Source organism: Mesorhizobium sp. B2-1-3, from assembly GCF_006442495.1.
Taxonomy (GTDB): domain Bacteria; phylum Pseudomonadota; class Alphaproteobacteria; order Rhizobiales; family Rhizobiaceae; genus Mesorhizobium.
In genome coordinates this window covers 193,947-212,612 of the sequence record NZ_VFWL01000002.1, presented here as the reverse complement: position 1 = coordinate 212,612, position 18,666 = coordinate 193,947, and the positions used below count along the sequence as shown (strand labels likewise).

Sequence of the window (18,666 nt, the reverse complement as noted above, 5' to 3'; positions counted from 1 at the left end):
GCTCGCCGGCGCTTTGTGAGGACAAGATGCGACTTACCCGCCAGACCAATTACGCCATGCGCATCCTGATGTATTGCGCGGCCAATACCGATCGGCTGAGCCGCATCCCCGAGATCGCCGCCGCCTATTCGGTGTCGGAGCTTTTCCTGTTCAAGATCCTCCAGCCACTGGTCGAGAATGGCCTTGTCGAGACGGTGCGTGGCCGCAATGGCGGCGTCAGGCTTGGCCGTGCCGCGGAATCGATCAACCTGTTCGACGTCGTGCGCGTGACGGAGGAAAGCTTCGCCATGGCCGAGTGCTTCGAGAACGACGCCGCGGAATGCCCTCTGGTCGACAGTTGCGCGCTGAATTCCGCGTTGCGCGAGGCGCTCAACGCCTTCTTCGCGGTCCTTGCCCGCTATACGATCGCCGATCTCGTGGCGGCGCGTCCGAACGTGCGCAACCTGCTCGGCATTGACCTGCTGGAGCGCCGCGCACCGGCGGCCTGATCCGGTTTGCCGCAGGCTGGACCTGCGGCGAACGTCCAGAATCTAGGCCGCTGCCAGAATCTAGGCCGCTGATTGAGGCAGCACGAACGGCATATTGCCGGCTGGCAGGACTCCAACCTTTAAGCGGCAACCGAATACCCTTTCGATCAGATCGTCGCTCAGCACATCCTGCGGCGAACCGGTGGCGGCAAGCCGGCCGCGGTGCATGACGAAAATCCGGTCGGCATACATCGCCGTCAGGTTGAGGTCGTGCAGGATGGCAACCACGCCGCCGCCCCTTCTGGCGAAGTCGCGGGCAATGTTCATGATGATCAGCTGGTGCTTGATGTCGAGGCTGGACACCGGCTCGTCCAGGAACAGATAGCGCGGCTTGCCGTCGAGCACCGGCGCCCAGATTTGGCACAGCACGCGGGCGAGTTGAACGCGCTGCTGCTCGCCGCCGGAAAGCTCCTGATAGAAGCGGCCGGCGAAACCGTCGAGGTCGACACGCGCCAGCGCCCGTTCCGGCAGGCGTTCGTCCTCGCCCGGCAGCACACCCGAGCAGCCTCCGACAAGGCCGAGCCTGACAATCTCGCGCACAGTAAAGGGGAACGACAAGGTCGTCGCCTGCGGCAGCACCGCGCGCAGCGTCGCCGCCTCGACTGGCGTTATCGTCGAGAGCTCGCGGCCGTTGATGGCAATCCGGCCGGTATGCGCGAGTTCCCCCGACAGCGCCTTGAGGAAGGTCGTCTTGCCCGACCCATTGGGGCCGACAATGGCCGAAATCTCACCCGGCCTGACCTCGAAATCGACGCCGGCGACAATGCCTTTCCTGCCGATCGCCACCGAAACATCGCGCGCTTCGATCATGAAACACCCCTACAGGTCGATGACGCCGCGCTTGCGCAGCAGGATCCAGAGGAAGAACGGCGCTCCGGCGATCGCCGTGACGATGCCGATCGGCAGTTCGGCGGGCGCCACGATGGTGCGCGCGACCGCGTCCGCCAAAAGCAGCAGCGAGGCGCCGAGCAGCGCCGAGGCCGGCAGCAGATAGCGATTGTCGGGGCCGATCAGCAGGCGCAGCAGATGCGGCACCACGATGCCGATGAAACCGATGCCGCCGCTGACGGCGACGGAGGCGCCGACCGCCGCCGAGACGCCGACGATGGCCGTGTACTTAAGCCGCTGCACCGGAATGCCGAGATGGCCGGCGGTCGCCTCGCCCAGCGCCAGCGCATTAAGGCCGCGAGCCAGGAACGGCATCGCCGCCAGCGAAAGCACGATGACCGGGCCGACAGAGCCGATCTTCTGCCATGTCGCACCGGCCAGCGAGCCGAGTTGCCAGAAGGTCAGGTCGCGCAGTTGCCGGTCGTCGGCCATGAAGATCAGGATACCGGTCAGCGCCATGGCAAGTGCGGCCAGCGCCAAGCCGGCAAGCAGCATGGTGGCGACGGATGTGCGGCCCTGCCGCGTCGCGACCTTGTAGAGCAGCAACGTCACCGACAAACCACCGCCGAAGGCCGCCAGAGGAAGGATCAGCGCGCCGAGCGAGGCGGTCACCGGCGACAGCACGGTCGTGCCGAGCACGATGACGGCCACCGCGCCGAGGCTGGAGCCCGCCGAAACACCGATAAGGCCGGGGTCGGCAAGCGGATTGCGGAACAGCCCCTGCATGACCGCGCCGGAGACCGCGAGCGCGGCCCCGATCAGCACGCCGAGCACGACGCGCGGCAGCCTTATGTCATAGACGATGAGGCGATCTCGCGCGCTCATCGCCACGTCGCCAGGCGCTGCGCCGAACAGCCAGTCGCCGACCACCTTGACGGCGGACGCATCCGAGGCGCCGGAGGTCAGCGACAGCAATACCGCTGCCGCAAGCATGACGCAGGCGAGCGCGATGACCAGACGGGCGCGCCCGGAACGGTCACCGGCGCTGGCCATCTTCCTCTCCGCCGGCCCGGCGATCGACTGGTCGACCATGCCGCTCAGTCCGTAATCTGCGTGCCATAGAGCGCGACGGCAAGGTCGTGGACGGCGTCGGCCGTACGCGGTCCGAAGCCGAGCAGATACCCGCCGTCGATGCGGATCAGCTTGCGCGCGGTTCCGGCCGGCGTCGAGGCGATCGATGCGTTGCCGAACAGTTCATCGTCCGATACCGGCGGCCCGGCATTGCTCATCATCAGGATCGCGTCCGGCCTGGCGGTGACAACAGCCTCGTCAGACAGTTGCTTGTAGCCGGAGAAGCCTTCGATCGCGTTGACGCCGCCGGCCAGCTTGATGATGCCGTTGGCAGCGGTATCGCTGCCGGCCGCCATGATCTTGCCGCCCTGCATCGACAGCACGAACAGAACGCGCTTGCGCTCCTCGATCGAGGCCGTCTGCTTTTCCGCCGCCTGCAGCTTGGCATCGATCTCCCTGGCCAGCGCTTCGGCCTTGGCGTCGGCGCCGAGCGCCTTGCCGACCACGCGGACCTTTTCGAGGATGCCCTCACGGTCGTACCGGTCAGGCACTTCGATGAAGGGGATGCTCGTCTTCTTCAGCACATCGAGCGCCTCCTTGGGGCCGCTACCGTGCAGCGCCAGCATGCCCGAAGGGTTTACCGACAGCACACCCTCCGGTGACAGCTGGCGCATGTAGCCGACATCTGGCAGGTCGAGAGCTGCTTTCGGATAGCGGCTGGTGGAATCGCGCGCCACAAGATGCTTTTCCTCGCCGAGCGCATAGACGATCTCGGTGATCGAGCCGCCGATGGACGCGATCCTGGCGGGATCGGCGAAGACGGAGACACCGTCGCCGGCGTCGGCCGGCTGCAGCGCGCCGAAAGCAAGGGAAAAGCTGAGCATCGGGCCAAGCATCGATCCGCGCACAGCCGTCAATCCGGTGAGAAGACCCATCGTTGTTTCCTCAGGCTGCGGTCGGGCTTGGAATGCGCGGCAGGTTCTCGGCCAGGAAGCGCCAGTCGTCGCGCTCGCCCTCTCCTTCATGGCGCTTACCGAAGAACTGGATGATCATGTTGCCGTCGGCGTCGTAGACCTCCAGCGACGTGACATGGCCGTCCTTGGTCGGCTTGCGCACGGCCCAGACTTCATGGATGTGGTCGGTGCGCAGGTGCAGATGGAAGGTCTCGTCCAGCACATTGATCCACGGCCCCATTGGCTTGACCGACTTGACCGGACCGGAATGGATTTGGATACAGCCACGGTTTCCCACAAAGCACATGATCGGCATCTCGCCCTCGGCGGCACGATTGAACATGGCTCTCACCGCATCATTGTCGAGCAGCCATGCATAGTCCTGGCCCACCATGCGCACTGCCTGGCGGCGGCTGAGCTTCAACGTCTTCAGCATGCCGAAGAACTGATGCACGTCGGTCAGCCGGCTCCAGCGATCGCGCAGATCGTCGAGATTCGCGGTCGTTGTCACCGCCTCGCCTTCGTTCTCGGCGGCTGGCCCCGAAATGGCGACCAGTGGCTCCTGGTTCGGCGATTCCAGCGAAGCGACCAGTTTCTGATAGGCATAGAGGTTTGACCCCGGCCGCAGATGCACCTTGTGCACCGCCTCGCCCGCCGCGTCGAAGAATTGCAGGCTGCGGCGGATGTCGTCGCCGTCGCGTTTTTCCACGGCAAAGCCGTGCGCCCATATTTTCGGGAAAATGCGCAGGTCGATGTTCTCGCCCAGCACCATGGCATTGTGATTGCCGGTGACGACCTTGTCGTAGGCGCCGATCTTTTCATGCACGGCGCTTTCGTTGCGGGTGAGCGCCATCACCTCGCCGACGGCTTCGAGGCCGGTCAGAAGATCGTTGACGCGTGGCTCGACGCGAACGACACCGTCGCCGCAATGCGCGGCCACCAACTCAGCCTCCGAAATGCCAAGCTGTGCGGCCAGATCGCGCTCGCGCGTTTTCGGATTATCCGTCCGCGCCCGCCGGATTTCGTGCGGGGTGGGTTTTACGCGCTGGTCCATTGTCCTGCTGCCTTGCGCTTACTTGTTGAGGATGAGCTTGCCCTGACGGGTGATCTTGAGCCGGTAGAGCGCGCCGTGATGCTCGATGCCGATCTCGTGCTCACCTTGGAACAGCGTGTTGCTCGACAGCGTCCGCACCGCCAGCGGAACGCCGTCGAAGCGGGCGGAGGCATCGTCGGAACGGCGGATGCGATAGCGGAAGTCGTTGGGATTGTGCGTGTTCATGTGGATCGGTCCCTTTCCTGTGCCGGGCGTCTGGCTAGGCGTTTTGCGTAATCCGATTCATTCTTGACTTGAATAATCATGTTTACTAGTCAGTGCAATACCGGATTAAATTAGTCAAGATTTAAGACGCGAATACGATCACAAATGCCAGCCAGCCCCAGGCCAGCCCGCATCGAACCTGGAAACTTTGGAGTTGGGGCACATGGGGTTAGCGATTTGGGAACGGCGCGGCTGGTCGGGGCCGAACGGTGCAGCGGCTTTGCTGGCGGGCGTGGCGGCGATTGCCTTGTTCGTGCCACCTGCCAACGCTCAGCAATCAGCACAGGCGGCGGGAGAGCAGGCCGATCAATCGAAGCAGGCTGAGCAGGAAAAGCCGGCGCCAGCGGGCGCAACACTGCTCGACAAGGTTCTGGTCATTAGCCGCACCGGAGAAACGGCCATCCAATCGCTGGCCTCGGCCAGCCATATCGACCAGGAACAGCTCGATCGCCGCATGGCGACGACGCCGAACGAAATGCTGTTCGGCGTGCCCGGCGTCGCGGCGCAGGCCGATGCCAGGCGCGTCAGCACCAGCGTCAATATCCGCGGCCTGCAGGATTTCGGCCGCGTCGCGATCATCGTCGACGGCGCGCGGCAGAACTTCCAGCGTTCCGACCATGGCACCCAATCGACCTTCTACGTCGACCCCGAGCTTATCAAATCCGTCGACGTCATCCGTGGTCCGGTCGCCAACACCTATGGTTCGGGCGCGATAGGCGGCGTGGTCTTCTTCGACACCAAGGACGCCCAGGACATCCTCAAGCCGGACGAGACATGGGCTGGTTCCGTCACCGGACGCTACGAGAGCAACGGCAAGGGCTGGACCACCAGCGCATCCGGCGCCTATCGCTTTAACGACAATTTGGATGCGCTGGGCAATATCGTCTACCGCAATTATGACGACTACAAGGATGGCGACGGCGACACCGTCAAGGGCACCGGCTTCGACGTGCTGAGCGGATTGCTAAAGACCACGATCCGCCCGAGCGACAATAGCGAACTGAAGCTCGGCTGGGTCGGTTCGAGCGACGGCTGGAACGAGATCAGCGGCGGCATGCCGGTCAATGACGTCGACCTGAAATCGAACACCTTCACGGCTCGCTACAATGTCACGGACGAAGACAGGAGCTGGCTCGACCTCCACGTCAACACCTCCTACAACAAGACCAATCTCGACCTGACCGGCCTTGTTCCGCAGCGCCGCTTCGATCCCGTCACCGGCCTTCCCGTGATGTTGCCGGCAGGTTCGACGTCGACCTTCGATGTCGGCACAGCCGCCATCGACATCTGGAACACGTCGCGATTCGAGACAGGCGGCCTCGCGCATGAACTGACCTATGGCGGCGACTGGGTGAATGACGACGTCGAGACTGGCGGCACGGCAGGCGGCGACAGCTTCTACACGCCTTCCGGCGAGCGCAACGTTTCTGGCGCCTACGTCCAGGACAAGCTCAGCTGGGATTGGCTCGAAGTCATTGCCGGGCTGCGCTATGACAATTACAGCCTCGAGGACGACACGCACGAAACGTCGGGCGACCGCCTGTCGCCGCGCATCACCGTCGGCGTCTCGCCTTTCGAAAGCGCCGGCCTTGCCGGCCTGCAATTCTACGGCACCTACGCGGAGGGCTACCGGTCGCCTTCGCTGACCGAAACCCTGATCAGCGGCAACCATCCGGCGGGTGTCAGCTTCCCGTTCCTGCCCAATCCCAATTTAAAGCCCGAAACCGGCAAGACCGTCGAATTCGGTGTCAATTACAAGCAGAACGACATTCTGGAATCCGGCGACGCGTTTCGGCTGAAGGCAGCCTATTTCAACAACGACGTCGACGATTATATTGACGGCGTTACGCTGTCGGCCTTTGATCCGACCAGTGGCTGCCCCTTGGGGCCGGGCATTCCGATCTGCTTCCAGTACCAGAACTTCGCCAAGGCAAAGATCAACGGCTTCGAGATGGAAGGCGTTTATGATGCAGCATGGGGCTACGCCGGACTTTCCGCCTCCATCATCAATGGTCACACCATATCCTACGAAGGCGATCGGGCGGACCTTGCCACGATACCGTCCGCGCAGGTCACCGCGCAGCTCGGCCTGCGCTTCCTCGAGGACAAACTCACTGTCGGCGGCGAGGTGCAGTACAATGGCAAGCCCAAGGGTAACCCGATCGCCGAGGACTATACGCTGGTCAACGCTTTCGCCAGCTACCAGGCGATCGACAGTCTGAAGGTTGATTTCCGCGCCGACAATCTATTCGATGTCAAATACGCCAATCCGTTGAACGGTAGCACCACGGTCGCGGTCTATGAACCGGGCATAACGCTGAAGCTGGCGGCAACGATGCGATTTGGAGGATGATGATGACGAACTTGACGGCATCCCTTCGTCTGCTGACCTCGGCGCTGGCGATGTCGCTTGCAGCAGTTCCGGCGTGGGCACAAGAGTCCGCGTCGGCGCCTGCTCTCGTCCTTGAACTCAATGGCGCGCAACCCTCCGAAAAGGGCTGCCGCCTGACCTTCGTGGTCACCAACAATCTCGGCGCCGACCTTTCCAGGGCGGCGTTCGAGATCGCGCTGTTCAACGACGCTGGCGTCGTCGACCGCCTGACCGTGCTCGACTTCAAGGACCTGCCGGCCGGCAAGACCAAGGTGACGCGCTTCGATCTCGCTGGCACCAACTGCGCCAAGGTCAGCCGCGTGCTGATCAACAGCGCGACCGAATGCGTCGGCACCGGCGTCGAGCCGAACACCTGCATGCGAAAACTCAAGACAGATGCCAAGACCAGCATCGCCTTCGGGGTCTGAGCACGGCGTGGGACTGCGTGCGGCATGCCTGCGGCACGCAAGCAGGCCTTTCTGAACTTACCCAATCGGGAGCCACCCGTCTCAGTCCAGGAAATCGAAAGGAACTCCATGTACATCGCCATGAACCGCTTCAAGGTGCAGAACGGCTCGGAAGCCGATTTCGAAGCTGTGTGGAAAAACCGCGATTCCAGCCTCGCGGAAATGAAGGGTTTCCGGGAGTTCCATCTGCTTCGCGGCCCAGTGAACGAGACCGAGGGCTATACGCTGTTTGCCTCGCACACGGTCTGGGCAAGCCACGACGATTTCATCGCCTGGACCAAGTCGGAGAACTTTCGCGCCGCCCACAGGAACGTCGGCACGACGAAGGTCCACTATATCGGCCATCCCCAGTTCGAGGGTTTTTCGGTCGTCGAGGGCGCCTGAAGCAACCTCGCCAGCCGGATAAGGGTCCTCACGCCGCCGCAAGCAGGCTGGCATTGCCGCCCGCGGCGGTCGTGTCGACGCAAACGGCCCGCTCATGCGCGTAAGCCGCCGGATTGAGCACCTCGCTGACCAGCGGCACGATCGGCCCTGCGCGTTCGGCGATCACCTTGCGCACGATACGCGCCGCTTCCGGCGTCCCCGAGAAGGCGACGACGTCGACGTGCAACGACCGAGCCTCGACCGGATCGGGGCGGCCGTCGATCGCCGCCAGCGGCAGGCCCTTGCCGGTCAGCGCTGAAAGTGCCGCCGGCGCTCCTGGCGCCACCGCCAGCACCGCATTGCCGGCGGCGAGCGCCTGAATCGTCTGGGCAAGCAGCGTGTCGCCGTCTGGTCCCAGGCACAGCACCCGGCCGCGCGGCGCCAGTGACAGCGTGTTGGCCTCGCCGGTCGGCCCGGGCAGGTCGATCTGGCCGAAATCGATACCGGCGGCTGCTCCGATCGCCGCGGCACCTTTGCCGCGCAAATGCTTGCGCAGGATGGCGATGCGGTCCGGCCGCGTCGACCAGCCGCCAAGCGCGGGATCGGGCAGATTGTCGGCGAGTTCGGTCGCCGTCACCTTGTGGCCGTCGCCAACAGGCGCGCCTGCCTCCGGTCCCTTGCGAAAGCGCCGGAGATAATGCGGTCCGCCGGCTTTGGGCCCGGTGCCGGACAGCCCCTCGCCGCCGAACGGCTGCGAGCCGACGACCGCGCCGATCTGGTTGCGGTTGACATAGATGTTGCCGGCATGGATCCCGTCGACGAAATGCTGCACGCGACCCTCGATGCGGGTGTGCAGACCGAACGTCAGGCCGTAGCCCTTGCGGTTGATGGCGGCGATCACCGCATCGATCTCATCGGCGTCGAAACTGGCGACATGGAGCACCGGCCCGAACACTTCGCGCTCCATCTCCTCGATACCCTTGACCCGAAACACATGCGGCGCGACGAAGCGGCCATCCCTGGGTGCTTCGAGCTTGGCGATCAGCCGTCCCTGCAAACCCATCGTCGTGCAGTAATCGCGGATCGAACCCTGCGCCTCGTCGTCGATGACGGGACCGACATCCGTCGAGATAGCCCAGGGATCGCCGACCTTGAGCGCCTCCATGGCGCCCTTCAGCATCTCCAGCATCTTCTTCTCGACATCCTTCTGCACATAGAGGACGCGCAGCGCCGAACAGCGCTGGCCCGCACTCTGGAAGGCGGAGGCGAGGATATCGCGCACCGCCTGCTCGGGCAGCGCGGTGGAATCGACGATCATGGCATTCAGCCCGCCCGTCTCGGCGATCAGCATGGCATCGGGCGCGGCTGTCTCGGCCAGTTGCTTCTCGATCAGCTTGGCGACCTCGGTCGAGCCGGTGAAGCAGACGCCGGCAATGCGCGGATCTGATGTCAGTGGCCCCCCGACCGAGGGGCCATCGCCCGGCAGAAGCTGGATGACGTCTTCCGGCACGCCGGCCTCGCGCAGCATTTCGACGGCTCGGAAAGCGATCAGCGGCGTCTGTTCGGCGGGCTTTGCAATTACCGAATTGCCGGTGACGAGCGCTGCGGCGATCTGGCCCGTGAAGATGGCGAGGGGGAAATTCCACGGCGAGATGCAGACAATGACGCCGCGCGCCTCGGTGCCCGCTTCGGCATTGGCCGCCTCGGCCGCGTAATAGCGCAGGAAATCCACCGCTTCGCGCACTTCGGCGACGCCGTCGGCCAGCGATTTGCCGGCCTCGCGGGTGGCCAGCGCGAAGAATTCGACGGCATTGGCCTCGTAGAGATCGGCGGCGCGATTGAGGATGGCCGCGCGCTCGGCAACCGGACGCTTTGCCCAGGCTGGCTGCGCTTCGACGGCGATGCGCACGGCGGTTGCCGCCTGCTTGGCGGTGGCTTCGCTGACCGTGCCCACCACTTCCGAAGGCCTGGCGGGATTGACGACCGGGCGTTGCTCGCCATAGCCGGCCGCGCGCGTGATCGGCTTGGCGTGCCAGCGGTTAGGGCCCGCGAAGGCTGTCCTCTCCTTCTCGATTGCTGCCAACGTCACCGGATCGGTGATGTCGAACCCTTTCGAGTTGCGGCGGCTTGCACCGAAGATGACGGCAGGCCGGGGGATCGCGGGATTGGCGGCGGGGCCTTGGCTCTCGACCGCTTCTAGCGGGTCGCGCGCGATGTCTTCGGGCTCGACATCCTCGTCGGTAAGCTGGTGGACGAAAGATGAATTGGCGCCGTTCTCCAGCAGCCGGCGCACCAGATAGGCGAGCAGGTCGGAATGCGCGCCGACAGGCGCGTAGATGCGGCAGCGCGTGCCTTCGGCCTTACGCACCGTCTCGTGCAACGCCTCGCCCATCCCGTGCAGGCGCTGGAACTCGAAGCTCTCACGGTTCTTCGTCATCGACAGGATGGCGGCGACAGTGTGGGCATTGTGGGTGGCGAATTGCGGATAGATGCGATCGGTCATCGACAAAAGCTTTCTCGCGCAAGCGAGATAAGAAACGTCGGTGTTGACCTTGCGGGTGAAGACGGGGTAGCCGGCGAGCCCCAGCGTCTGCGCCCGCTTGATCTCGGTATCCCAATAGGCACCCTTGACCAGCCGCACCATGATGGTGCGATCGTATTTCGTGGCAAGCGCATAGAGCCAGTCGATGACGAAGGCAGCGCGCGGACCATAGGCCTGGACGACGACGCCAAAGCCGTTCCAGCCTGCAAGCTCCGGCTCGGCAAGCACGCGCTCGATGACGTCGAGCGAGAGGTCGAGGCGATCGGCCTCCTCGGCATCGATATTGAGGCCCATGCGCGAATGGCGCGCCGCGAGCGCCAGCGAAAGGAGCCGCTCGGCCATGACAGGCAGCATCTCTTCCTTCTGCGCTTCCTCGTAGCGCGGATGCAGCGCCGAGAGCTTCACCGAGATGCCGTGGTTGTGGCGGATATCAGGCCCGTTTGAACCGGCATCGAGTGACGAGATGGCATCGGCATACGCCTTGTGGTAGCGCAGCGCATCGGCCTCGGTGCGGGCCGCCTCGCCCAGCATGTCGAAGGAATAGAGATAACCCTTCTGCGTCATCGGCCGGCCGCGCTTCACCGCTTCGGCGATGGTGCGGCCGAGCACGAACTGCTCGCCCATCTCGCGCATAGCCGCCGCCACCGCCTTGCGGATGACGGGCTCGCCGAGCCGGCGCACCATGGCGCGCAGCGTGCCTTCGATGCCGCCCTCGCCTTCATCGAGCACGCGGCCGGTCAGCATCAGCGCCCAGGTCGATGCATTGACGAAGATGGAGCTCGAGCCGCCCGAATGCGCCGACCAGTCGTGCGGCGCGATCTTGTCGGCGATCAGGTCGTCCATCGTCTCGGTATCGGGCACGCGCAGCAGTGCTTCGGCCAGGCACATCAGCGCCACGCCCTCCTTGGTGGAAAGGCCATAGGCGGAGAGGAAAACCTCCATCAGCCGTGGATCGGACGAGCCGCGCACTGCCCGCACCAGATCGGCGGCACGAGCCGAAATCGCCCGGCGATCCTCCGCCGAGAGGCCGCTCGCCTCGGCCAGCCGCTTCACGGCCTGATCCTCGTCGGGCAGATAGTTGGCGCGGATTTGCTGGCGGATGGCGTCGAGCGCTGGCATGGCGGGTCCTACTGGCAAGCACAAGGGAGCGGGCCGGCGGTCACCGGACCGAATGGCGCAAGCTAGCACAAGTCCCGATTTTCAGGCGGTCTGAAGAAATCGACATTGCAGTTCGATCGATCTATCATGTCACCGCAAACTACCCGAAGAAGGCTGCATTTTCGATGAGGGAAGACCAATTGGACCGCATCGACAGGAACATCCTGTCGGCGCTGGCAAGCGACGGCAGGCTTTCCATGTCGGAGCTCGCCGCCAAGGTCGGCCTGTCCAAGACGCCGGTGCAGGCGCGGGTGAAGCGGCTGGAGAAGGACGGCTATATCAGGGGCTACCAGGCGATTATCGATCGCGAGCGCATGGGCGAAGGCCATGTCGCCTTCGTCCAGGTGAAACTGTCCGACACCCGGTCCGCCGCGCTGGACGCTTTCAACCGCTCTGTCCAAGCCGTTCCGGAGATCGAACAGTGCCACATGATGGCGTCGAGCTTCGATTATCTGCTGAAGGTCCGCACCCGCGACATCGCCGCCTATCGCCGCGTGCTGGGCGAGCGCATCTCCGCCCTGCCCCATGTCGCCCAGACCTCGACCTTCGTGGCGATGGAGACTGTGAAGGATCGATAGTTCATTCCGCCAAGGTCTTCAAAAACGCCACCAGCGCCGCGCGCTCGCGGTCCGACAGCGCCAGCGGATGAATTTCGGATGTCCCCTCCACACTGGGGGCAGCCTTGGCATAATGCGCCACCACCTCGTCGAGCGACGCAAACTGACCGGCGTGCATGTAGGGCGGCCGCGTCGCCGCGCCGCGAAGCGAAGGCGTCTTGTAGGCGCGCACCAATTCCGGCGCATCCTTGACCATGAACCGCAATTCGCCGCAGGCGCCGACATCGCCATCGCGATAGGCGCCGAAGCAGTTGAACGGGTCGGCTTGAACTTGGCGTACCGCGTCGACGCGGCCGCGATCCGGCGGCAGCCCGTTGACCGGCGGCACGCCGGTGTTGTGGAACCCATTGTCGGTGAAGCGCGGCCCATTGTGGCAGGTCACGCAATTGGCCTTGCCGATGAACAGTTTCAGGCCGAGGATTTCCTCCCGGGAGAAGGCGGCGTCGCCTTTCGGCTCGGCGCCGGTCGCCAGGTCCAGCGCGAACCGGTCGAAGCGGGCCTGCGGCGGCTCGATCGAGCGTTCGAAGGCAGCGATTGCTTTGCCGATGTTGGCGAACACCCCGTTTATCGCGTCACGCTGCTGGTCGCTCATGGCGCGCCATGCAGCCTTCTCGGCATCGCTGCCGAGCGGACTGGCATTGGCTGGTATGTCGGACAGATCGGGCAGCGGGCCGAAGATGCGCTCATAGCGGTCGCCGAAGCGCGCCTTGATGTAATGCGCATAGGCGGCGCGGTTTCCCGCCTGCTCCAGGGGGTTCTCCAGCGGCGTCAGCGCCTGCGCCCACAGGCTGTCGCGCCGTCCGTCCCAGAAAAACCAGGGATCGCGCGCGATGCCGGCGAGCGGCATGGTACGCCGGTTCGTGCGGCCGACGCCAACCGCCTGCGGCAGGCCGTCCTGAAACTGCCTGTCGATCTTGTGGCAGGTCGAGCAGGACACCGTGCCGTCGCGGCTCATGCTGGCGTCAAAGAACAGCGTCGAGCCAAGGGCAGCGGCGGCCGGGACATCGGCGAACCGGTTGGTGGTGTCGGGTTTCAGCGCCGGCAGCCTCGACAGCGCCAGCGAGGCGATGGTCTTCTTCTCGGCATCGGAAAAGTCCGGCTTGCCGCAGCCGGCAAGGACGGCCATCGCCATCAAGACGAAAAAGCGCGCAAGACGCCTCATCTGCGGCTCACAGCACGACGTTGAAGACGACCGTATCCGACCCAGCCGTCGCGGAGATGGCAAAATGCAGCTGCCACCAGCCGCTCATGGTGAATTTCACGCCTTCGATGCGATAGCGCCCGTCGCCGAGATAGTCCGTCGCTTGCGGGCTGGTCGGCAGGCCGTGGCGGTGCTGCGGCATGCCTCCCGATACCGCGATCGCGGCCCCTTCCACCGGCGTCCCGGCTATCGTCTTCAACGTCAACAGCCAGGCTTCCAGTTCGCCTTGACGGACGACGCCGCGTTCCGGCGCGAAGCTCGCCATGAACAATCCGTTCTCGGTCTTTTTGGTTCGGGAGATATCCGGGCCGGCAACCTGCGCGGTTCGCGGTGCGGTCAGATAGACCACTGCCAGGATGCCAGCCAGCAAGGCTGCCAGACCAAGACCCGCCAAAAGATAACGCCATATCGAAGCCAAGCCGGTTCCTCTTCAGGGGATAACGTTTTGCCGCACCGATCGCATCCCGCCAAACCTGTTGGAATCGCAGGTGACGGAAAAAACCGCCCTTGCCAAGCATGGCGCTCTACTCTCCAAAAAGCTACAGCAGCATCGTAAAAGGGGATGGATCATGATCGGCAAAGGTGTCGCCTCGATCGGCGAATGCATGATCGAGCTTTCGGGCCAAACAGGTTCGAACTGGCGCATGGGATTTGCCGGCGATACGTTCAACACGCTGTGGGCCCTGCATGCGCTGAGTGGAAGGCCAGCGACCTACGTCTCGGCTTTCGGAGACGATCCTTTCTCGCAAGACCAGATCGGCTTCTTCGCGGACAATGGCATCGGCATTGGCGAAAGCCCTGTTATCCCGGGGGCGCGGCCCGGCCTCTATGCCATCACGCTGACCGGCGCGGAACGCTCCTTCACCTATTGGCGCGGCGATGCGGCTGCCAGGCAGCTTGCCTCCAATCCGGCTGCGTTGGCAAAAAGCCTTGAAAAGCAGGCGCTTGTCTACTTTTCCGGAATCACTTTGGGAATTCTGGACTCCGCTGCGCGCGCCACGTTGCTATCGGCCGTGGCCGAGGCGCGATCCGCGGGGTCGCTGATCGCCTTCGATCCCAACTACCGGCCACGGCTGTGGCGCGATCGCGAGGAGGCGCAAGCCGCGATCCTGGAGGCGCTCGCCGTCACCGACATCGCATTGCCGACTTTCCCGGACGAGCAGATGCTGTTCGGCGATGAAGCGCCACAGGCAACGGCTGGGCGGCTCGGGCAACTGGTCGGCGAAGTCGTGGTCAAGAACGGTGAACAGCCGGCGCTGATCGTCGAGAACGGGACGCTGCGGGACGTTCAGGCGATCCATGTGGCCACGCCCGTCGACACCACGGGCGCGGGCGATTCCTTCAACGGCGGCTATCTCGCCGCGCGTCTCGCCGGACACACCCCTGCGGAGGCTACAAAGCGCGCGCACCGTGTCGCGGCCAGCGTGGTGCAGGTTCGCGGCGCATTGGCGCCATTCGAGACGTTGCGTGCGGCATTCGAAACGGATTGAGGGTCAGGGCAGCCGGAACCGATATTCCGTCACGTGATGGTAGATCGCACCCGGCCACAGTGTCGCCTGCGGGAAATAGGGCCGGTTCGGTGCGTCCGGCCATATTTGCGGCTCCAGGCAAAAACCACAGAAAGCTTTGTGGTTTCGCCCTTCCAGCCCCGTGCGCGGCGTCACATACTGGCCGGTATAGAGCTGGACGCCGGGCTCCGTGGTCCACAGTTCCATCTCGACGCCGGAGCTCGCTCCTTGCACCCACGCCGCCTGCTTGAGCGGCCCACGCGCCGAGGCGAGGCAGAAATTCTGGTCGTAGGCAAGCTGCTCGCCTTCGGTCTCCATGCGCAGCGGCCGCGCCTGGCGGAAATCGAAGGGCGTGCCGTCGACAGGCTTCACCGTGCCCGTCGGAATCATTTCGCCATCCACCGGCAGATAGGCGCCGGCATTGAGCATCATCCGGTGATCGAGGATGTCGCCCGTCCCGCCATCATCGAGGTTGAAGTAGGAATGCTGCGTGAGATTGCACAGCGTCGGCTCCTCGCACGTCGCTGATATCTCGACGCTGAGCGTACCGGGGATCTTCAGCCGGTAGGTGCAGGTGACGTCGAGTGCCCCGGGAAAGCCCATCGTGCCGTCGGGATCGTGCAGCGTCAGCGTGACGAAGTCCCGCCCGTGCAGCGAAACCGTCCACGGCCGATGGAAAAAGCCTTGCGAGCCTCCATGCAGCGTGTGCTTGTCGAGAAAATTGCGCTCGGTCTGGTAGCGCTTGCCGGCGATGGTGAAACGGCCGTCGCGGATGCGGTTGGCATAGCGGCCGACGACCGCGCCGAAGAAAGCCGTGTCGGTTTCATAGGATGATAGATTATCATAGCCGAGCACGAGAGGCGCATCGTGGCCGGCCAGGCGCAGGTCCTGGATGATCGCGCCGAGCCCAAGGATATTGGCGCTAAGTCCGCCGCCTCTGATGGTGAAGCGGCGAATCGGGTCGCCCGCCTGGGTGGTGCCGAAAACCTCGCCGTCCTTCATTGCCATGCCCGCAAACGTCAGTTGATCCAGACGGCCCGTTTCGTAGCCGGGGCAGGCAGATCACAGGCCTGCCTGTCCCGGCGACAGTCTATCAGAGGCCGAGGCCGCCGATGCAGACATATTTGGTGTCGAGGTAATCCTCGATACCCTGATGTCCGCCTTCCTTGCCGAGCCCGGACTCCTTGACGCCGCCGAACGGTGCTTCCGGCGTGGTGATCAGGCCTTCATTGACGCCGACCATGCCATATTTCAGCCCTTCCATGACGCGGAAGGCGCGGCCGAGATCGCCGGTGTAGAAATAGCAGGCGAGGCCGAATTCGGTGTCATTGGCAAGCGCAATCGCCTCTTCCTCGGTCTCGAACCTGAAGACGGGCGCCACCGGCCCGAAAATCTCTTCCTTCATGAAGCGCATCTTGGGCGTCGCATCGGCGATGACGGTCGGCTGGAAGAACGAGCCGCCGAGCGCATGGCGCTTGCCGCCGGCGACGATCTTGCCGCCCTTCGAAGTCGCGTCGGCGATCAGTTCCTCGACCTTCTCCACCGCTTTCTCGTCGATCAGCGGCCCCTGCTGCACGCCCTCCTCCAGGCCGGAGCCGACCTTCAGCTTGTCGCTGGCGGCAGCCAGCTTCTCGACGAACCGGTCATAGACGCCGGCCTGGACAAGGAAGCGGTTCGTACAGACGCAGGTCTGGCCCGAATTGCGATACTTGGCCGTGATCGCACCGGCGACGGCGCGGTCGATGTCGGCGTCGTCGAAGACGATGAACGGCGCATTGCCGCCGAGCTCCATCGACACCTTCTTCACGGTGACGGACGACTTCTGGATCAGGATCTTGCCGACCTCGGTCGAGCCGGTAAAAGTGATCTTCTTGACCAGCGGATTGGCGCAGATCTCATCGCCAATTTCGCCGGCCGCACCGGTCAGGATGTTGATTACGCCCTTGGGGAAGCCGACTTCCTCGGCCAGCGCGCCCCAGGCGAGACCGGAGTAAGGCGTCTGCGAGGCGGGCTTGACCACGGCGGTGCAACCCGCGGCGAGTGCCGGGCCGAGCTTGCGGGCCAGCATCGAGGACGGGAAATTCCACGGCGTGATGGCGGCGATGACGCCGACCGGTTCCTTGGTCACCAGGATGCGGCGGTCCGCCCACGGCGACGGCACGACATCACCATAGGTGCGGCGGCCCTCCTCGGCGAACCACAGGATGTAGGAGGCGGCCGAGCCGATCTCGCCCTTCGATTCGAACAGCGACTTGCCCTGTTCAATGGTCAGGAGCTCCGCCAGAACGTCCTGATTGTCCATCATGGCATCGTGCAGCTTGCGCAGCAGCTTCGAGCGCTCGAGCGCGGTCGTCTTGCGCCAGGTCTTGAAAGCTTCGTCGGCGGCTTCGATGGCGCGGCGGGTCTCGACCTTGCCTGCCTTGGGCACGGTGCCGATCTTGAGGCCGGTTGCCGGATTGGTGACGTCGACCGTCTGGCCGCTGTCGGCCTGCACCCATTCGCCGTTGATGAGATTGGCCTGGCGCATGAAATGGCTGGTTTTCTGAAGCATGGTCTAGCCTCCGTTCGGCGCTCACGGGCCGCTATCTGGATGTCTTCGATTAGCGCACCGTGCGCTGGGGCCATTGCTCTTAACCTAGGGAAAGCCCCGCAAGCAATCGCAAGATGGCATATAGGGGTTATGCCAGTGCAAGGCGAGAGCCGAGGTTTGATTTCACCGCTGAGACATCGCGTCGAACGGACTCACGCCGAGCGGCTCATACCCTGGTCTTATTCATGTCAGCCGAAGACGTGCACGCTCACCGCCAGCCAGAAAGCAGTGGTGACGACCGCGCTCGCGGTCGCGATGGTCATCTGGTTCGAAGCCAGCGCCTGGCCTGTGTTGAACTGCACGGCAATGAGATAGGAATTGATGCCGGATGGGAGCGCCGCCACCACGACCGCTACCTTGGCGGTCAAGGGCGGCAGGCCGAGCAACCAGACGAAGATCAGAACCAGCGCCGGCATCAGGAACAGCTTCAGTGTTGATAGCGCCAGCGCCGGGCGGACATTGCCTGATATGCCGAAGCGGCGCAGGCTGAGCCCCATGGCGAACAGCGCCACCGGCCCGGCGGTGCCGGCCAGCGCGTCCACCAGCCGCATGACCAGTTCGGGCAGCGGGATGCCGCTGAAGCGCCATGCGAGACCCAAAAGAATGCCGATGATCAGCGGATTGATGAACAGCCGCCTCAGGAAGTTGCGGACGACGCGCACGGGATGCACATGCTCGCCGCCGCCGCGGCCGAACATCTCGAACAGCACGATCGAAGCCATCATCATGACAGGCAGATGCACGGAAACCAGAAGCGACAGCACCTCGAATCCGTCCCGCCCGAATATGCCGAGAATGAACGGCGCGCCGAGCAGGACAACATTGGAATAGGCCGACGACACGCCGCCGACGACACCGGCGCGTGCGTCGCGTCCGAATATCCGCGTGGTAACGACATGGCCGGCGGCCCAGGTGATTGCCACCGCCGCGAAATAGGCCCCCCATAGCGACCACGGTGCCACCCCGTGGAAATCGGCATTCACCATCGTCTGGAACAACAGCAGCGGCATCGCAACGCTGACCGCGAAATCGGATATCCCCTCGCCGCTCGCCGGCTTCATATAACCGGTGAACCCGGCGAGGTAGCCGAGCGCCACGAGGCTGAAGACGAAAAGGACGGTTTCGGTAAGCGGAGACATTTTTCCAGGGATA

17 protein-coding genes are annotated in these 18,666 nt (G+C 64.1%); 6 read left to right on the top strand and 11 right to left on the bottom strand.

The annotated features are described in order from the left end of the window. Positions 1 to 26: 26 nt before the first annotated feature. Positions 27 to 488 (top strand): iron-responsive transcriptional regulator RirA, encoded by a 462-nt coding sequence (gene rirA, locus FJ973_RS05540; protein ID WP_140495713.1) that lies wholly within the window; start codon positions 27 to 29, stop codon positions 486 to 488. Positions 489 to 548: 60 nt separating this feature from the next. Here the strand turns inward: rirA and FJ973_RS05535 are convergent, their stop codons facing one another. From FJ973_RS05535 to hemP, 5 genes are read right to left on the bottom strand one after another with little or no spacing between them, the layout of a single operon-like run. Then, a complete protein-coding gene (locus tag FJ973_RS05535) occupies positions 549 to 1,337 on the bottom strand; it encodes a heme ABC transporter ATP-binding protein (RefSeq protein WP_140555097.1) in 789 nt (262 codons plus the stop codon). A 9-nt stretch (positions 1,338 to 1,346) separates the two neighbouring features. Continuing rightward, complete coding sequence (locus tag FJ973_RS05530; RefSeq protein ID WP_140555095.1) at positions 1,347 to 2,447, bottom strand: iron ABC transporter permease; 1,101 nt, start codon at positions 2,445 to 2,447, stop codon at positions 1,347 to 1,349. Between the two features lie 5 nt (positions 2,448 to 2,452). After that, positions 2,453 to 3,361, bottom strand: coding sequence for a hemin ABC transporter substrate-binding protein (locus FJ973_RS05525; RefSeq protein WP_140555093.1), 909 nt, complete (start codon positions 3,359 to 3,361; stop codon positions 2,453 to 2,455). Positions 3,362 to 3,371: 10 nt separating this feature from the next. Further along, a complete protein-coding gene (locus FJ973_RS05520) occupies positions 3,372 to 4,433 on the bottom strand; it encodes a hemin-degrading factor (protein WP_140555092.1) in 1,062 nt (353 codons plus the stop codon). Positions 4,434 to 4,451: 18 nt separating this feature from the next. Beyond that, on the bottom strand, positions 4,452 to 4,658 hold the full coding sequence (gene hemP, locus FJ973_RS05515) for a hemin uptake protein HemP (RefSeq protein WP_140555090.1): 207 nt from the start codon (positions 4,656 to 4,658) through the stop codon (positions 4,452 to 4,454). 202 nt (positions 4,659 to 4,860) lie between these two features. Between hemP and FJ973_RS05510 the strand changes: the two genes are divergently transcribed. The 3 genes from FJ973_RS05510 to FJ973_RS05500 all read left to right on the top strand — a co-directional run bounded on the left by FJ973_RS05510 (position 4,861) and on the right by FJ973_RS05500 (position 7,919). After that, positions 4,861 to 7,050 (top strand): TonB-dependent hemoglobin/transferrin/lactoferrin family receptor, encoded by a 2,190-nt coding sequence (locus FJ973_RS05510; RefSeq protein ID WP_140555088.1) that lies wholly within the window; start codon positions 4,861 to 4,863, stop codon positions 7,048 to 7,050. A gap of 2 nt (positions 7,051 to 7,052) precedes the next feature. After that, complete coding sequence (locus FJ973_RS05505; RefSeq protein ID WP_140555086.1) at positions 7,053 to 7,496, top strand: hypothetical protein; 444 nt, start codon at positions 7,053 to 7,055, stop codon at positions 7,494 to 7,496. A gap of 108 nt (positions 7,497 to 7,604) precedes the next feature. Then, entirely contained in the window at positions 7,605 to 7,919 is a 315-nt protein-coding gene (locus FJ973_RS05500) for an antibiotic biosynthesis monooxygenase (protein WP_140555085.1), read from the top strand. A gap of 28 nt (positions 7,920 to 7,947) precedes the next feature. On the opposite strand, the gene putA is transcribed toward FJ973_RS05500, so the two are convergent. Then, positions 7,948 to 11,559: a bifunctional proline dehydrogenase/L-glutamate gamma-semialdehyde dehydrogenase PutA gene (putA, locus tag FJ973_RS05495; protein ID WP_140555083.1), complete on the bottom strand. Its 3,612-nt coding sequence runs from the start codon at positions 11,557 to 11,559 to the stop codon at positions 7,948 to 7,950. Between the two features lie 164 nt (positions 11,560 to 11,723). Here putA and FJ973_RS05490 point away from each other — a divergent pair, with 164 nt between their 5' ends. After that, complete coding sequence (locus FJ973_RS05490) at positions 11,724 to 12,176, top strand: Lrp/AsnC ligand binding domain-containing protein (RefSeq protein WP_140517216.1); 453 nt, start codon at positions 11,724 to 11,726, stop codon at positions 12,174 to 12,176. 1 nt (position 12,177) lies between these two features. Here FJ973_RS05490 and FJ973_RS05485 read toward each other — a convergent pair whose 3' ends face one another. Then, entirely contained in the window at positions 12,178 to 13,377 is a 1,200-nt protein-coding gene (locus tag FJ973_RS05485) for a cytochrome c peroxidase (protein WP_140517218.1), read from the bottom strand. A gap of 7 nt (positions 13,378 to 13,384) precedes the next feature. Next, the gene (locus FJ973_RS05480) at positions 13,385 to 13,834 is read right to left on the bottom strand and encodes a FixH family protein (RefSeq protein ID WP_140495703.1); all 450 of its coding nucleotides are present in this window, start codon (positions 13,832 to 13,834) and stop codon (positions 13,385 to 13,387) included. A 151-nt stretch (positions 13,835 to 13,985) separates the two neighbouring features. Between FJ973_RS05480 and FJ973_RS05475 the strand changes: the two genes are divergently transcribed. Beyond that, positions 13,986 to 14,906: a sugar kinase gene (locus tag FJ973_RS05475; RefSeq protein ID WP_140495702.1), complete on the top strand. Its 921-nt coding sequence runs from the start codon at positions 13,986 to 13,988 to the stop codon at positions 14,904 to 14,906. A gap of 3 nt (positions 14,907 to 14,909) precedes the next feature. Here the strand turns inward: FJ973_RS05475 and FJ973_RS05470 are convergent, their stop codons facing one another. From FJ973_RS05470 to FJ973_RS05460, 3 genes are all read right to left on the bottom strand, one after another. Further along, complete coding sequence (locus tag FJ973_RS05470) at positions 14,910 to 15,932, bottom strand: aldose epimerase family protein (RefSeq protein WP_140495701.1); 1,023 nt, start codon at positions 15,930 to 15,932, stop codon at positions 14,910 to 14,912. A gap of 85 nt (positions 15,933 to 16,017) precedes the next feature. Next, on the bottom strand, positions 16,018 to 17,475 hold the full coding sequence (locus FJ973_RS05465; RefSeq protein ID WP_140555081.1) for an NAD-dependent succinate-semialdehyde dehydrogenase: 1,458 nt from the start codon (positions 17,473 to 17,475) through the stop codon (positions 16,018 to 16,020). 227 nt (positions 17,476 to 17,702) lie between these two features. Continuing rightward, positions 17,703 to 18,653 carry an AEC family transporter gene (locus FJ973_RS05460; protein WP_140521072.1) on the bottom strand — a complete coding sequence of 317 codons (951 nt, stop codon included), beginning with the start codon at positions 18,651 to 18,653 and terminating at the stop codon, positions 17,703 to 17,705. Positions 18,654 to 18,666 lie beyond the last annotated feature (13 nt).

Excerpts from the sequence above, each read along its gene's own strand:
- FJ973_RS05465 (WP_140555081.1), bottom strand. The coding sequence starts at position 17,475 with ATGCTTCAGAAAACCAGCCATTTCATGCGCCAGGCCAATCTCATCAAC.
- FJ973_RS05525 (WP_140555093.1), bottom strand. The coding sequence starts at position 3,361 with ATGGGTCTTCTCACCGGATTGACGGCTGTGCGCGGATCGATGCTTGGC.
- FJ973_RS05460 (WP_140521072.1), bottom strand. The coding sequence starts at position 18,653 with ATGTCTCCGCTTACCGAAACCGTCCTTTTCGTCTTCAGCCTCGTGGCG.
- putA (WP_140555083.1), bottom strand. The coding sequence starts at position 11,559 with ATGCCAGCGCTCGACGCCATCCGCCAGCAAATCCGCGCCAACTATCTG.
- FJ973_RS05535 (WP_140555097.1), bottom strand. The coding sequence starts at position 1,337 with ATGATCGAAGCGCGCGATGTTTCGGTGGCGATCGGCAGGAAAGGCATT.
- FJ973_RS05470 (WP_140495701.1), bottom strand. The coding sequence starts at position 15,932 with ATGGCAATGAAGGACGGCGAGGTTTTCGGCACCACCCAGGCGGGCGAC.
- FJ973_RS05475 (WP_140495702.1), top strand. The coding sequence starts at position 13,986 with ATGATCGGCAAAGGTGTCGCCTCGATCGGCGAATGCATGATCGAGCTT.
- rirA (WP_140495713.1), top strand. The coding sequence starts at position 27 with ATGCGACTTACCCGCCAGACCAATTACGCCATGCGCATCCTGATGTAT.
- FJ973_RS05530 (WP_140555095.1), bottom strand. The coding sequence starts at position 2,447 with ATGGTCGACCAGTCGATCGCCGGGCCGGCGGAGAGGAAGATGGCCAGC.
- hemP (WP_140555090.1), bottom strand. The coding sequence starts at position 4,658 with ATGAACACGCACAATCCCAACGACTTCCGCTATCGCATCCGCCGTTCC.
- FJ973_RS05485 (WP_140517218.1), bottom strand. The coding sequence starts at position 13,377 with ATGAGGCGTCTTGCGCGCTTTTTCGTCTTGATGGCGATGGCCGTCCTT.
- FJ973_RS05520 (WP_140555092.1), bottom strand. The coding sequence starts at position 4,433 with ATGGACCAGCGCGTAAAACCCACCCCGCACGAAATCCGGCGGGCGCGG.
- FJ973_RS05510 (WP_140555088.1), top strand. The coding sequence starts at position 4,861 with ATGGGGTTAGCGATTTGGGAACGGCGCGGCTGGTCGGGGCCGAACGGT.
- FJ973_RS05490 (WP_140517216.1), top strand. The coding sequence starts at position 11,724 with ATGAGGGAAGACCAATTGGACCGCATCGACAGGAACATCCTGTCGGCG.
- FJ973_RS05505 (WP_140555086.1), top strand. The coding sequence starts at position 7,053 with ATGACGAACTTGACGGCATCCCTTCGTCTGCTGACCTCGGCGCTGGCG.
- FJ973_RS05500 (WP_140555085.1), top strand. The coding sequence starts at position 7,605 with ATGTACATCGCCATGAACCGCTTCAAGGTGCAGAACGGCTCGGAAGCC.